Origin of the sequence: Trabulsiella odontotermitis, from assembly GCF_001297775.1 — a bacterium.
Taxonomy (GTDB): domain Bacteria; phylum Pseudomonadota; class Gammaproteobacteria; order Enterobacterales; family Enterobacteriaceae; genus Trabulsiella; species Trabulsiella odontotermitis.
This window is the reverse complement of sequence record NZ_LIFX01000001.1, coordinates 373,882-389,089: the sequence shown is the minus strand read 5'-3', so window position 1 is coordinate 389,089 and position 15,208 is coordinate 373,882. Positions and strand designations below refer to the sequence as shown.

The window sequence follows — 15,208 nt, the reverse complement described above, 5'->3', positions numbered from 1 at the left end:
AGGCAGGTTCTTTCAGGTAAGGAGGTGATCCAACCGCAGGTTCCCCTACGGTTACCTTGTTACGACTTCACCCCAGTCATGAATCACAAAGTGGTAAGCGCCCTCCCGAAGGTTAAGCTACCTACTTCTTTTGCAACCCACTCCCATGGTGTGACGGGCGGTGTGTACAAGGCCCGGGAACGTATTCACCGTGGCATTCTGATCCACGATTACTAGCGATTCCGACTTCGTGGAGTCGAGTTGCAGACTCCAGTCCGGACTACGACATACTTTATGAGGTCCGCTTGCTCTCGCGAGGTCGCTTCTCTTTGTATATGCCATTGTAGCACGTGTGTAGCCCTGGTCGTAAGGGCCATGATGACTTGACGTCATCCCCACCTTCCTCCAGTTTATCACTGGCAGTCTCCTTTGAGTTCCCGGCCGGACCGCTGGCAACAAAGGATAAGGGTTGCGCTCGTTGCGGGACTTAACCCAACATTTCACAACACGAGCTGACGACAGCCATGCAGCACCTGTCTCACGGTTCCCGAAGGCACATTCTCATCTCTGAAAACTTCCGTGGATGTCAAGACCAGGTAAGGTTCTTCGCGTTGCATCGAATTAAACCACATGCTCCACCGCTTGTGCGGGCCCCCGTCAATTCATTTGAGTTTTAACCTTGCGGCCGTACTCCCCAGGCGGTCGACTTAACGCGTTAGCTCCGGAAGCCACGCCTCAAGGGCACAACCTCCAAGTCGACATCGTTTACGGCGTGGACTACCAGGGTATCTAATCCTGTTTGCTCCCCACGCTTTCGCACCTGAGCGTCAGTCTTTGTCCAGGGGGCCGCCTTCGCCACCGGTATTCCTCCAGATCTCTACGCATTTCACCGCTACACCTGGAATTCTACCCCCCTCTACAAGACTCAAGCCTGCCAGTTTCGGATGCAGTTCCCGGGTTGAGCCCGGGGATTTCACATCCGACTTGACAGACCGCCTGCGTGCGCTTTACGCCCAGTAATTCCGATTAACGCTTGCACCCTCCGTATTACCGCGGCTGCTGGCACGGAGTTAGCCGGTGCTTCTTCTGCGGGTAACGTCAATTGCTGCGGTTATTAACCACAACACCTTCCTCCCCGCTGAAAGTACTTTACAACCCGAAGGCCTTCTTCATACACGCGGCATGGCTGCATCAGGCTTGCGCCCATTGTGCAATATTCCCCACTGCTGCCTCCCGTAGGAGTCTGGACCGTGTCTCAGTTCCAGTGTGGCTGGTCATCCTCTCAGACCAGCTAGGGATCGTCGCCTAGGTGAGCCGTTACCCCACCTACTAGCTAATCCCATCTGGGCACATCTGATGGCATGAGGCCCGAAGGTCCCCCACTTTGGTCCGAAGACGTTATGCGGTATTAGCTACCGTTTCCAGTAGTTATCCCCCTCCATCAGGCAGTTTCCCAGACATTACTCACCCGTCCGCCGCTCGCCGGCGGGAAAGCAAGCTTTCCCCCGCTGCCGCTCGACTTGCATGTGTTAGGCCTGCCGCCAGCGTTCAATCTGAGCCATGATCAAACTCTTCAATTCAAGTTTGATGCTCTAAGAATTAAACTTCGTAATGAATTACGTGTTCACTCTTTGAGACTTGGTATTCATTTTTCGTCCGAAGACGTTAAGAATCCATGTCACTCCGAGTGCCCACACAGATTGTCTGATAAATTGTTAAAGAGCAGTGCCGCTTCGCTTTTTGTCAGCGGCGCGGGGTGTGCATAATACGCTTTCCCGCTATGAAGTCAACATGTTATTTCGGTTAACTTCACCTGACAGGCCGGTGTGTTTGCCGTTGTGCCGTGTCAGTGGAGGCGCATTATAGGGAGTAATTCTGAGGTGACAAGAGGAAATTCAAAAAAACTTTTCGTTCGCGTTTTTTTTCACCAATACAGGACGTAAATTGCCATAAAATGCACTATCTGCTGTTTTATCAGCCGGATTTTCTCATCGAATGGCATACTAAATAGTGAAAAAACAAAAAAGGAACGGCATGTATGTCTTTAAGTGCTCAGCAGTTGGCAGCCCAGAAGAATATATCCTGGGTATTAGCAGAAAAACTGGCGCAGAAAATTTTAACCGGTGAGTACGCCCCGGGTAGCATCCTGCCTGGCGAAATGGAGCTCGGTGAACACTTCGGCGTCAGCCGGACCGCCGTCCGCGAAGCAGTCAAAACGCTGACCGCCAAAGGCATGGTTCTCCCCCGTCCACGGATCGGCACGCGCGTATTGCCGCAAAGCCACTGGAACTTTCTGGATAAAGAGCTGCTTGCCTGGTGGCTGACCGAAGACAACTTTGAAGCCGTGGTAACGCATTTCCTGGTGATGCGCAGCAGTCTGGAGCCGCAGGCCTGCTTCCTGGCCGCGACGCAGGGTACCGCGGAACAGAAAGCAGAACTCAATACATTGATGGACGAAATGGTTCAACTGAAGAAACAGTTCAACCGCGATCGCTGGATCGACGTCGACATGGCCTGGCACGAACATATTTATGAAATGAGTGCTAATCCCTTTCTGACCTCATTCGCCTCGCTGTTCCATTCGGTCTATCACACCTATTTCACGTCGATTACGCAAAACGAAGTGGTGAAGCTCGATCTCCATCAGGCGATTGTTGACGCCATTCAGGACGGTGACGGGCAGCGCGCGTTACTGGCGTGTCAGACATTATTAACAACCCCGCACACCGGAACCGTACAGTGAAGGAAACCGCATGACCAGGAAGAAAGCGCACAGCATGGCCGGATTGCCGTGGATTGCGGCAATGGCGTTTTTTATGCAGGCACTGGACGCGACTATTCTTAACACCGCACTCCCCGCTATCGCGCAAAGCCTGCATCGTTCCCCGCTGGCGATGCAGTCCGCCATCATCAGCTACACCCTCACGGTGGCGATGCTGATCCCGGTGAGCGGATGGCTGGCCGATCGCTTTGGTACCCGCCGTATCTTTATGCTCGCCGTCAGCCTGTTTACGCTGGGTTCGCTGGCCTGTGCGCTCTCCGGTTCGTTGCTGGAGCTGGTTATCTTTCGCGTCATTCAGGGAATTGGTGGCGCGATGATGATGCCAGTCGCTCGTCTCGCGTTACTGCGTGCTTATCCGCGCAGTGAGTTGTTGCCGGTGCTGAACTTCGTCACCATGCCGGGTCTGGTGGGGCCTATTCTCGGGCCAGTGCTCGGCGGCGTTCTGGTGACCTGGGCGACATGGCACTGGATCTTCCTGATTAATATCCCGATTGGCGTCGCCGGGTTGTTATACGCCCGCAAATATATGCCGAACTTCACCACACCGCGCCGGGGCTTTGATATGTCGGGCTTCCTGTTGTTTGGCCTGAGCCTGGTGCTGTTTTCCAGCGGCATGGAGTTGTTGGGCGAGAAGATCGTTGCGACGTGGATAGCCTTAGCCATTGTGCTTGCCAGCGTGCTGTTACTCCTGGCTTATATCCGCCACGCACGCCATCACCCGACGCCACTCATCGCGCTGCCCATTTTTAAAACGCGGACGTTTTCCGTTGGAATTGCGGGCAACCTCGCTACGCGTCTCGGCACCGGGTGCATCCCCTTTCTGATGCCACTAATGCTGCAGGTTGGGTTTGGTTATCCGGCATTGATTGCAGGCTGCATGATGGCGCCGACGGCAGTGGGTTCGATCATTGCCAAATCGACGGTCACGCGGGTACTGCGCACGCTGGGGTATCGTAGAACGCTGGTCGGGATCACGGTGTTTATTGGCCTGATGATCGCCCAGTTCTCGCTGCAATCCCCGGCAATGCCCATCTGGATGCTGCTCCTGCCGCTGTTTGTTTTAGGGATGGCGATGTCGACGCAGTTCACGTCGATGAACACCATTACCCTCGCCGATCTGACGGATGAAAATGCCAGCAGCGGCAACAGCCTGTTAGCCGTCACTCAACAGTTATCGATTAGTCTGGGGGTTGCTATCAGCGCCGCGGTGCTGCGCTTCTATGGCGGGTTTGATAATGCCAACACCATCGAGCAGTTCCACTACACCTTTATTACGATGGGAGCGATTACCGTGGTGTCGGCGCTGACGTTTATGCTGTTAAAAGCGAAAGATGGTCGCAATCTGATTAAAGAACGCCACAAGCATTAAACCGAGCCGCGCACCACCAGCTCAGGGGTGAGTTGCACGCGCTGCTGTTTTTGATCGGGCTGCGCCATTCGATGGATCAGGACGTCGATGGCCAGCTCGCCAAGTTCATCTTTCGGTTGATGCACCGTCGTCAGCGGCGGCGTCATGTAGCGCGCCAGTTCGATATCATCATAACCAATCACCGCCATATCCTGCGGAATACGTAAACCGGCCTGATACAGCGCCTGATAGGCGCCTACTGCCATCGCATCGTTACCGGCAAACACCGCGTCCGGCCGGACAGGCAGCGCCAGCAGCGCATTCATTGCCTCAAAACCGCCGCCAAATTCAAAGTCGCTGGTAATTTCATACCCTTCAGCTATCTCAACCCCCGCGCGATGCATCGCCGCGCGGTAGCCTTCCAGGCGCAGGCGGGCAGGGGTTTTGTCCAGCGGGCCTGAAATACAGGCGATGCGGGTGTGTCCGGTGTCGATCAGATACTGCGTCGCCAGCTCACCGCCGAACAGGGAGTTGTCCTGAATCAGATCACAATCACCATCAAACGGCGCCCAGTCCATCATCACCATCGGCACCGACGGGTAACGATGCATGATCTCTTGCGAAGGTTGATGCGTTTCGGTGCACAGCAACAGCAACCCATCGACACGCTTTTGCATCAGCGTCTCAAGGTTGCGGTTCATGCGCTGTTCGTCGCCTTCCGTATTGCACAGCACCAGGCTATAACCACGTTCAAAACAACTACGTTCAACACCGCGAACCAGCTCAGAATAGAACGGGTTGGTACTGGCGGTAATGAGCATACCGATGGTGCGGGTCTGGTTGAGCTTAAGGCTACGCGCCAGCGCAGAGGGTGCGTAGTTGAGGTTTTTAATGGCGGCTTCGACTTTCGCGGTGATGGCTTCACTCACGAAACGATCTTTATTGATAACGTGTGAAACCGTCGAGGTGGAAACGCCCGCCACGCGGGCAACATCCTTCATGGTAGCCACGCGTTACCCCTGTTGACGTAAGAAGTCGTCGATCTCTTTGCGCCAGGGGACCGAAGGCTGCGCACCTTTGCGCGTGACGGCAATCGCCGCTGCGGCATGGGCAAAGCGAATCGCCTCGTCCAGCGGTTTCTCTTCCAGCAGCGCAGTCACCAGCGCGCCGTTAAAGGTATCTCCCGCAGCGATGGTATCAATGGCTTTGACTTTGAACCCCGGCACGCGCTGACCTTTACCGTCAACGCTTGCCCAGACGCCACGGCTGCCGAGAGTGATAATGACCGTTTTGATGCCTTTGTCATGCAGCGCGCAGGCGGCTTTCGCGGCATCGTCATCATTTTCTACACTAATACCAGTCAGCTTTTCCGCTTCGGTTTCGTTGGGCGTAATAATGTCTACCAGCGACAGCAGCTCGTCAGATAATTCGCGGGCTGGCGCCGGGTTGAGGACGACAGAGGTATGGTGCTGGTGCGCAATTTTTGCCGCCTCCAGGACGCTCTCCAGCGGGGATTCCAGTTGCATCAGTAACGCATCCGCCTGAGCGATACGCGTTTTTTCCGCCTCAACTAGCGCGGTAGACAGCGCAGCGTTAGCACCTGCATGAATACCGATGACATTCTCACCTTCCGCATTGACAAAAATCAGCGCGACGCCGGTCGATTCACCACGAATCGCGCTGACAGGCGTAACGTCAATGTTGTCGCTCTCCAGTTGCTTGCGTACGCGAACGCCGGTGTCATCATCGCCGGTACAGGCGATAAAGGCGATTTTCGCGCCACTACGCCCGGCGGCCACCGCCTGGTTTGCGCCTTTACCGCCGAACGCCACCTGATAATGGTTGCCGGTAACGGTTTCGCCAGGTGTCGGGAACGTTTCAAGGTTAAGAATGTGATCGGCATTAATACTGCCAAGGACGACGAGGTTGCCTGCGGTTTTCATTTTGAGTGTGTCCGGTAAAGTGCGCCACCGTTGAGAACGCCGGTGGCGCATGCCCTGCTTTTCTTTATACGTTGTCCCTCAGGCTGCGAACAACCTGAATCGCTTATTACTGCTTGATGACCAGTTTCAGGTCAACCGGATATTTGGCCTGAACCTTCTCGCCTTTCAGTACCTTATCCGCAGTGTCAACGCCTTGAGCGCCGATCTGCTCAGGAAGCTGAGCGATAGTCGCTGCCAGTTTGCCATCATTTACTGCTTTTTCGCCATCAGGAGTACCGTCAAATCCAACCACCATCACATCGGATTTACCTGCGGTCTGCAATGCGCGCAATGCACCCAATGCCATTTCGTCGTTCTGAGCAAACACAGCCTGTACGTCCGGGTGCGCGGTCAGCAGGTTCTGCATTACGTTCAGACCTTTAGTACGGTCGAAGTCAGCCGGCTGGCTGGCCAGTACGTTAAATTTGTGTGCAGCAACAGCCTGCTGGAAGCCTTCGCCACGCTCACGCGCTGCGGATGTCCCGGCAATCCCCTGCAGTTCGATCACTTTCGCGCCTTCACCGGCTTTCTTAGCGATATAGTCACCGGCGATTTTGCCGCCTAACACGTTGTCAGAGGCGATATGGCTCACGACGTCGCCTTTTGAGGCCACACGGTCAAGGGTAATTACCGGGATTTTCGCCTGGTTTGCCATTTTCACGGCGTTACCGACAGCGTCGGAATCGGTCGGGTTGATCAGCAGCAGTTTGGTGCCGCGAACGGTCAGGTCCTGCACGTTAGCCAGCTCTTTCGCCGGGTTGTTCTGAGAATCCAGAACCACCAGGTCGTAGCCCAGTTTGTCAGCTTCTTTCTGCGCCCCGTCTTTCAGCGATACGAAGAACGGGTTATTCAGCGTGGAGATCACCAGTGCGATGGTATCTTTTGCCATTACGTTGGCGCTTACGGTGGCGCTCAGTGCCACAGCTGAAACCAGAGTAGCCAGTTTTTTCATGTTCATATCTGAGATGTCCTGTAGTCGATTATTACTGCTTTTTGTTGTCTACCAGCACCGCCAGCAAAATCACCACCGCTTTGACGATCATCTGGTAATAGGAGGAAACACCTAACAAATTCAAACCATTGTTCAGGAAACCGAGGATTAACGCACCAATCAGGGTCCCGACAATACGACCTTTACCGCCAGCCAGACTGGTTCCGCCGAGCACAACGGCCGCGATGGCGTCCAGTTCATAGCCTGTCCCTGCTGTCGGTTGCGCGGAAGAGAGACGCGCCACTTCGATAATGCCTGCCAGTGAAGCCAACAAACCACACAAAGAATAGACGATAATCTTGATTTTATTGACGTTAATACCCGACAGACGCGTTGCTGCTTCATTACCGCCGAGCGCGTAGATGTAACGCCCCAGACGCGTGTGATGCAGCATGTACCAGGCGGCGATAAAGACAATCGCCATGATCCAGACCGGTGCCGGAACGCCCAGCAGGCGACCGATACCGAACCAGCCAAACAGATCCGCGTTATCGGTAAACCCGGTATTGATCGGGCTACCGTTGGTATAAACCAGCGTCACGCCGCGCAGCAGCAACATCATGACCAGTGTAGCGATAAACGCCTGCACGCGACCTTTAGCGACAATCACCCCGGTCACTGCGCCAATCGCCGCACCCAGCGCCAGCGCTGCCGCGACGGCCACCAGCGCGTTAACTTCAATACCGACAATCGATGCCGCCACCGCACCGGTCAGCGCCAGCAACGAACCGACGGACAAGTCGATCCCGGATGTCAGGATCACCAGCGTCATGCCAACCGCCATAATGGCGTTAACGGAAGTTTGCTGCAGAATGTTGAACAGGTTGTTGATGGTAAAAAAGTTGGGGCTCATGGCCGACACAATCGCGATCAGCACCAGCAGGGCGATCAGCGATTTTTGCTCCATCAGCCACGCCTTAGTGAAATAACGGCGCCCAGAAACAGCCGAGGTAGTCATCTTTTTTACTCCTGATTCACACGGTTAAGCTTGCCCACAGCGGCAGCCATCAACACTTCCTGAGTGGCCTGCTCGCGTGTGAATTCACCGCCGAGATGCCCTTCATGCATCACCATGATGCGATCGCTCATGCCTAACACTTCCGGCATCTCGGAGGAGACCAGAATGATGCTCAGGCCATCGGCTTTGAACTGGTTTATTAACTGGTAGATCTCTTTTTTGGCCCCCACGTCAACGCCGCGGGTCGGCTCATCGAGGATCAGCACCTTCGGGCGGGTCATCAGCCCACGGGCAATCGCCACTTTTTGCTGGTTACCGCCGGACAGCAGGCCAATCGCCTGTTCCATCGACGGGGTTTTGACGTTAAACAGGCGAATAAAATCGCTCACCGCCTGCTGCTCGTCTTTATGTTTAATGCCACCGCCGTTACGGCTGAAATAACGCAGCGCCGTCAGCGACATGTTTTCTTTCACCGACATGCCCAGCACGAGGCCGTCGCGCTTGCGGTCTTCAGAGATATACACAATGCCGTTGGCGAGGCCATCCTGTGGCGAGCGGGTCACCACTTCGTGTCCGTCGAGCGTGACGTAACCGCTGGTGCGCGGCAACGCGCCGTACAGCACTTTCATCAGTTCGGTACGCCCGGCGCCCATCAGCCCGGCGACACCAAGAATTTCGCCTTTGCGCAGGGTAAATGACACATCGTTCACGCCCGGCCCGCAGAGGTTATCCACCTTCATACGGATTTCACCCGGCGCTTTCGCAAGATGGGGATACTGTTCTTCCAGCTTACGTCCCACCATCATCTCGATCAGTTGATCTTCAGTGAGCGAGGAAACCTCGCGTTCCGCGATAAACTGCCCGTCACGAAAGACGGTGACATCATCGCAAATCTCGAAGATTTCTTTCAGACGATGGGAAATGTAGACAATCCCGCGCCCCTGCGATTTCAGCTCGCGGATGACGCGGAACAGGGATTCGGTTTCGGTATCTGTGAGTGCATCGGTCGGCTCATCCATAATGATGACTTTCGATTCAAAACTCAGCACTTTGGCAATTTCCACCATCTGCTGATCGCCAATCGACAAATCGCCCACCATGCGGTCGCTCTTAAAGCGTAAATTCAGCTTCGCCAGCAGTTTGTCTGCTTCGGCGAACATCATTTTCCAGTCGATTTTGCCGAAGCGGTTTATAAACTCGCGGCCGAGGAAAATGTTTTCTGCAATGGTGAGTTGCGGGATCAGGTTCAGTTCCTGATGGATAATGCCAATCCCCGCTTCCTGAGAAGATTTTGGCCCGGTAAAGGTGGTTTCTTTACCGAGCCATAACAACGAACCGGCATCACGGGTGTAGATCCCCGTCAGCACTTTCATCATCGTGGATTTGCCCGCGCCGTTTTCACCCACCAGCGCCATCACGCGACCGGGGTAGACGTTCAGAGACGCGCCGGACAGGGCTTTAACCCCCGGGAATGCTTTGTCGATGCCTTTGAGTTGCAGTAATGCGTCCATGGTGGCCTCAGAAAGTGACGCCAGCACAAAGAATAATATTCGCATACGGGGAACACTCCCCGCTGCGAATAACCGCCTGACTTAGCGCGGTTTGTTGTTTGAACTGTTCATGGGTGGTGTAACGAATTTCAATGGTGTTTCCCTGGTGCTGCTGCAGTCGCTCGATGTGTTTGAGCAACGCTTCATGGAGTTGCGGATTATGTTGTTTAATCTCTTCCGCCAGAATCGCTTTCTCGACCTGCATCTCCGTAGTAACCACTTCCAGAACCTGCATAAACGAAGGTACGCCGTGGGTGAGTGCCATATCGATGCGTTCGGTGCTGTGTGGGACAGGTAAGCCTGCATCACACACCACCAGCGTATCAGTATGCCCAAGACGGGAAATAACCGAGGAGATCTCAGCGTTAAGAACGATACCTTTCTTCATTTTTTGACTCCACTAGCGAAACGTTTCGCTGATAATAGTTTTAGCGTAGTGGCGCTCAGAAAACCATCATGACGTTATAGAAATGTGATCGGCATCGAAACGTTTCGCAAAGTGAAATTAGTCGGAAATGAAAGCGAGGTTTCAGGCTGCCGGGTAAGCGAAGCGCCACCCGGCAGCAGTGCGCGCGTTAAATCTCGACCTGAGTACCGAGCTCAATAACGCGGTTTGGTGGAATTTCAAATTGATCCGGCGCGCGCAGGGCGTTGCGCTGCAACAGAAGATAGAGCTTCCCGCGCAACCGCAGGTACCACGGCCGGTCATCACCGAGGATCAACGACTCATGTGACATAAAGAATGACGTTTCCATCATCCGGCAACTGAGCCCTTCCAGACCACAACGGTGGAAAACTTCTTCCACGTTCGGCGTTTCACGCCAGCCGTAGCTGGCCACCACCCGCCAGAACGACGGCGACAGCTGTTCTATCTGCACACGACGCACGTTGTGGACATACGGCGCATCTTCGGTGCGCAATGTCAGCAGGATCACGCGCTCATGCAGCACCTTGTTGTGCTTCAGGTTATGCAGCATCGCAAAGGGGATCACGTTCAGCGCGCGGGACATATAGACCGCGGTACCCGGCACACGCACTGGTGGTGATTTCTCCAGCGAGGCAATCATCGCTTCCAGAGAATTACCGTGTTCATGCATGCGACGCAGCAGACGGAAGCGCTCGCTTTTCCAGGTCGTCATCACCAGGAACATCACGATACCGAGGCTTAACGGCAGCCAGCCGCCGGAGAGCAGTTTATCCAGGTTCGCGGAGAACAGCGGCACATCGACAAACAGGAACGACAGCAGGATAAGCCCCACCAGGTACTTGTTCCAGTTCCAGTTTTTCCGCGCCACCGTAGCAGAAAGAATCGAGGTCAGTACCATCGTGCCGGTCACTGCAATCCCGTAGGCCGCCGCCAGGTTGCTTGAATGTTCAAAGCTGACGATGACCAGCACCACGGCAAAGTACAGCAGCCAGTTGATGAACGGGATGTAAATCTGGCCGGATTCCATTTCCGAGGTGTGAATAATGCGCATCGGTGACAGATACCCGAGACGCACCGCCTGGCGGGTTAGTGAAAAGACGCCGGAAATCACCGCCTGTGACGCAATCACCGTCGCCAGGGTAGCAATGATCAGCATCGGTACCAGCGCCCATTCCGGCGCCAGCAGGAAGAACGGGTTTTTAATCGCTTCAGGGTGATCCAGCAGCAGTGCGCCCTGGCCAAAATAGTTCAGCACCAGTGACGGCAATACCACCGTAAACCAGGCCACGCGAATCGGCAGCTTGCCGAAATGGCCCATATCCGCATACAGCGCTTCGACACCGGTGATCGCCAGTACCACCGCGCCCAGCGCCACGAAAGACACCGTTTTGAATTCAAGGAAGAAATGCACCGCCCAGTAAGGGTTCAGCGCATGCAGCACATCCGGGTTGGCGATAATGCTCCGCAACCCCAGCACGGCCAGCAGCAGGAACCAGATCAGCATAATCGGAGCAAACAGTTTGCCGACCATACCGGTACCATGCTTTTGGATCACAAAGAGTAATGTGAGGACGATGATGGAAATGGGGACTATCCAGGAATCCAGTTGGGGAGCAATGATCTCCAGCCCCTCGATAGCGGACATCACCGAAATCGCCGGGGTAATCACCACCTCGCCATAAAAAAAGCTGCCGCCTATCAGGCCGAGGATCACCAGCACTGACGTGGTTCTTGCCGACGTGTTGCGCCCGGCCAGTGACATCAGCGTCAGAATACCGCCTTCACCGGCGTTATCCGCTCGCATCACAAAGGTGATGTATTTGATAGAGACCGTAAAAATCAGCAGCCAGAAAATCAGTGACAGAAATCCAAATACCGCATCACGTTCTACGCCAAAACCGAACTGCCCGGACAGACATTCACGAAGCGTATACAGCGGGCTGGTACCAATGTCACCGTATACCACGCCAATGGCTGCGAGCGTAATCGCAGGCAACGATTGCTTATTATCAGTACTCATAGACTCTTCTTTCGTTTATAAAACAAATGAGTGCCTGGTCCCTTGGCCCACAAAAAGGCGCACAGTATGCACGATTAATCGCAAAATCGTACCCCTAACTGAATTCATGTTAACCTGGCTCAAATAAAAAAAGCGCAGCGTCGGCACCGGGTACCACCGATAATCCTGAGCGGCTATACTCGCTCAATTAGCCGGTTTTCGGCGAAAGGACGCAAATCAATTATGGCTCAATCACATCTGTTGGCGGAAAGAATTTCCCGGCTGAGCGGAGCGCTGGAAAAAGGGCTCTATGAACGCAGCCACGCTATCCGCCTGTGCCTGCTGGCGGCGCTTTGTGGCGAGAGTGTTTTTCTGCTCGGCCCCCCAGGTATCGCCAAAAGTCTTATCGCCCGCCGCCTGAAATACGCCTTTCAGCACGCGCGCGCATTTGAATATCTGATGACCCGTTTTTCCACACCGGAAGAGGTGTTTGGTCCGCTGTCCATTCAGGCGCTGAAAGACGAAGGCCGTTATGAACGTCTTACCGCCGGCTATTTACCGGAAGCGGAAATCGTTTTTCTCGATGAGATCTGGAAAGCCGGCCCGGCCATTCTGAACACCTTACTGACCGCAATCAACGAGCGCAGCTTTCGTAACGGCGCCCACGAAGAAAAAATCCCCATGCGTCTGCTGGTGGCGGCGTCCAACGAACTGCCGGAAGCGGACAGCAGCCTGGAAGCGCTTTATGACCGTATGCTGATTCGCCTGTGGCTCGATAAAGTCCAGGAAAAGGGCAATTTCCGCTCGATGCTGGTCAGTCAGGTGGATGAAAGCGAAAACCCGGTGCCCGCCGGTTTGCAGGTCACTGATGTAGAATTTGTGCAGTGGCAGAAAGCCATTGGCGACATCACGCTGACCGACAGCGTCTTCGATCTGATTTACCAGTTGCGCCAGCAACTGGATGCGCTACCCGGCGCGCCGTATGTTTCCGATCGGCGCTGGAAAAAAGCGATCCGTCTGCTGCAGGCCAGTGCCTTTTTCAGTGGACGTGACGCCATCGCGCCCATCGATCTTATCCTGCTGAAAGACTGCCTGTGGTATGACGCAGAAAGCATGAATCTGATGCAGCAGCAGCTGGAAATTTTGATGACCGGGCACGCCTGGCAACAGCAGATGATGCTGACCCGCCTCGGCGCAATTGTGCAGCAACGCATCCAGATCCAGCAGCAACAGAGTGATAAAACAGCGCTCAAAGTCACCCGTGTCGGCGGGATGTTCAGCCGTAAACCACATTACGAACTGCCCGGCGATATCAAGGACAGCACGCTGATACTGCTGCTTCAACAGCCGCTGAAACTGCATGATATTAACGTGGTTCATATTACCTTTGAGCGTGCGGTGCTGGAGTTGTGGCTTGAGAAAGGCGGCGAGATCCGTGGCAAGCTGAACGGGATTGGCTTTGCGCAGATAATTAACCTCGAAGTCGACACCAGCCTGCATCTGGTGGTTCGTGACGTCAGCCTGCAGGGTTCCCGCCTCGCGCTGCCCGGTGCCGAATCGCAAGAAAACATGCCTGCGGAGATCAAACAGCAGCTGGATGCGCTCGACGAAACATGGCACCAGCAACATAACCGCTTCAGCGAACAGCAGAAATGCCTGTTCATCCATCGCGACTGGTTAGGTCGCATTGAAGCCAGCCTACAGGACGTTGGAGCGCAGATTAAACAGGCTCGTCAATGCTGACGCTGGATACGCTAAATGTGATGCTGGCGGTCAGTGAAGAGGGGTTAATCGATGAGATGATCCTCGCGCTGCTGGCATCACCGCAGCTGGCGCTCTTTTTTGAAAAATTCCCCCGACTGAAAAACGCGATCGCCAGCGATCTCCCGCGCTGGCGCGACGCGCTAAAAAGCCGGTTAAAAGACACCAGCGTGCCGCCGGATCTGGAGGAAGAGGTGCTTTGTTATCAGCAGAGCCAGCTTCTTTCCACAACGCAATTTGTCGTCGCGCTGCCGCAAATACTGGCGTTGCTGCAGAAACTCCAGTCGCCGTTTGCCGCCCAGGCGCAACATCTGGTGGACAGCAATGCCACATTCACCCCCGCGCTGCATACCCTGTTTTTGCAGCGCTGGCGATTAAGCCTGGTCGTGCAGACCACCTCCCTGAATCAGCAGTTGCTGGAAGAGGAACGCGAGCAGTTGCTGAGCGAGGTACAGGAACGAATGACCTTAAGTGGTCAGCTTGAGCCGGTGCTGGTGGAAAATGAAAACGCCGCCGGGCGTCTGTGGGACATGAGCGCCGGGCAGCTCAAACGCGGCGACTATCAGTTGATCGTGAAATACGGCGAGTTTTTGAGCCAGCAGCCCGAACTGATGCAGCTTGCCGAGCAGCTCGGGCGTTCGCGGGAAGCGAAATCCGTTCCCAAAAAAGACGCGCCCATGGAGACCTTTCGCACGCTGGTGCGCGAACCGGCTACAGTGCCGGAGCAGGTCGATGGACTACAGCGAAGCGATGATATTTTGCGACTTTTACCGCCGGAGCTGGCCACGCTCGGCATTACCGAACTGGAGTATGAATTTTATCGTCGGCTGGTGGAAAAGCAGTTGCTGACCTATCGCCTGCATGGCGATGCCTGGCGGGAAAAAATCAGCGAACGTCCGGTGGTGCATCAGGATGTCGAACAGCAACCGCGCGGGCCGTTTATTGTCTGCGTGGATACGTCGGGTTCGATGGGTGGTTTTAACGAGCAGTGTGCGAAAGCTTTCTGCCTGGCGCTGATGCGTGTGGCGCTGGCGGATAACCGTCGCTGCTTTATTATGCTGTTTTCCAGCGAAGTGGTGCGCTACGAACTCTCCGGTCGTCAGGGGCTGGAACAGGCGATCCGTTTTTTAAGCCAGCGTTTTCGTGGCGGCACAGATATCGCCAGCTGTTTTCGCGCCATTATCGAAAGAATGCAGGAAACGGCGTGGGCGGATGCCGATGCGGTGGTGATCTCCGATTTTATCGCCCAGCGACTGCCGGATGATGTGGTGAGTAAAGTGAAGGATCTGCAGCGGGTTCATCAGCACCGTTTTCACGCCGTGGCGATGTCCACACATGGCAAACCCGGCATCATGCGCATTTTCGATCATATCTGGCGCTTTGATACCGGGTTGCGTAGCCGCCTGCTGCGTCGCTGGCGGCGTTAATCGT

The 15,208-nt window shown here is 54.9% G+C and carries 11 protein-coding genes and 1 rRNA gene; 4 read left to right on the top strand and 8 right to left on the bottom strand.

Annotation, left to right across the window (positions count from 1 at the left end; all coding sequences use genetic code 11):
• Positions 1–17 precede the first annotated feature (17 nt).
• Positions 18–1,559: ribosomal RNA gene (locus AOY23_RS01810) — 16S ribosomal RNA — on the bottom strand.
• A 458-nt stretch (positions 1,560–2,017) separates the two neighbouring features.
• On the opposite strand from AOY23_RS01810, the gene AOY23_RS01805 reads away from it, so the two are divergent.
• Together AOY23_RS01805 and mdtD are read left to right on the top strand one after the other, a co-directional pair.
• The gene (locus AOY23_RS01805) at positions 2,018–2,722 is read left to right on the top strand and encodes a FadR/GntR family transcriptional regulator (protein ID WP_054178131.1); all 705 of its coding nucleotides are present in this window, start codon (positions 2,018–2,020) and stop codon (positions 2,720–2,722) included.
• Positions 2,723–2,732: 10 nt separating this feature from the next.
• Complete coding sequence (gene mdtD, locus AOY23_RS01800) at positions 2,733–4,130, top strand: multidrug transporter subunit MdtD (protein WP_054178130.1); 1,398 nt, start codon at positions 2,733–2,735, stop codon at positions 4,128–4,130.
• Here mdtD and rbsR read toward each other — a convergent pair.
• The 7 genes from rbsR to kup form a co-directional block, all read right to left on the bottom strand.
• Positions 4,127–5,119, bottom strand: coding sequence for a ribose operon transcriptional repressor RbsR (gene rbsR, locus AOY23_RS01795; RefSeq protein WP_152958349.1), 993 nt, complete (start codon positions 5,117–5,119; stop codon positions 4,127–4,129). The genes mdtD and rbsR overlap by 4 nt on opposite strands.
• Before the next feature lie 3 nt (positions 5,120–5,122).
• The gene (gene rbsK, locus AOY23_RS01790; protein ID WP_054178128.1) at positions 5,123–6,052 is read right to left on the bottom strand and encodes a ribokinase; all 930 of its coding nucleotides are present in this window, start codon (positions 6,050–6,052) and stop codon (positions 5,123–5,125) included.
• A gap of 106 nt (positions 6,053–6,158) precedes the next feature.
• Positions 6,159–7,049 carry a ribose ABC transporter substrate-binding protein RbsB gene (gene rbsB, locus AOY23_RS01785; RefSeq protein WP_054178127.1) on the bottom strand — a complete coding sequence of 297 codons (891 nt, stop codon included), beginning with the start codon at positions 7,047–7,049 and terminating at the stop codon, positions 6,159–6,161.
• A gap of 25 nt (positions 7,050–7,074) precedes the next feature.
• Entirely contained in the window at positions 7,075–8,040 is a 966-nt protein-coding gene (gene rbsC, locus AOY23_RS01780; RefSeq protein WP_038161362.1) for a ribose ABC transporter permease, read from the bottom strand.
• A gap of 5 nt (positions 8,041–8,045) precedes the next feature.
• The gene (gene rbsA, locus AOY23_RS01775; RefSeq protein WP_054178126.1) at positions 8,046–9,551 is read right to left on the bottom strand and encodes a ribose ABC transporter ATP-binding protein RbsA; all 1,506 of its coding nucleotides are present in this window, start codon (positions 9,549–9,551) and stop codon (positions 8,046–8,048) included.
• A gap of 7 nt (positions 9,552–9,558) precedes the next feature.
• On the bottom strand, positions 9,559–9,978 hold the full coding sequence (gene rbsD, locus AOY23_RS01770) for a D-ribose pyranase (RefSeq protein WP_054178125.1): 420 nt from the start codon (positions 9,976–9,978) through the stop codon (positions 9,559–9,561).
• Positions 9,979–10,165: 187 nt separating this feature from the next.
• Positions 10,166–12,037, bottom strand: coding sequence for a low affinity potassium transporter Kup (gene kup, locus AOY23_RS01765; RefSeq protein ID WP_054178124.1), 1,872 nt, complete (start codon positions 12,035–12,037; stop codon positions 10,166–10,168).
• 222 nt (positions 12,038–12,259) lie between these two features.
• Here kup and ravA point away from each other — a divergent pair, with 222 nt between their 5' ends.
• Positions 12,260–13,759 (top strand): ATPase RavA, encoded by a 1,500-nt coding sequence (ravA, locus tag AOY23_RS01760; protein ID WP_054178123.1) that lies wholly within the window; start codon positions 12,260–12,262, stop codon positions 13,757–13,759.
• Positions 13,753–15,204 (top strand): ATPase RavA stimulator ViaA, encoded by a 1,452-nt coding sequence (viaA, locus tag AOY23_RS01755; RefSeq protein ID WP_054178122.1) that lies wholly within the window; start codon positions 13,753–13,755, stop codon positions 15,202–15,204. Before ravA ends, viaA begins: the two co-directional genes overlap by 7 nt.
• Positions 15,205–15,208: the final 4 nt, after the last annotated feature.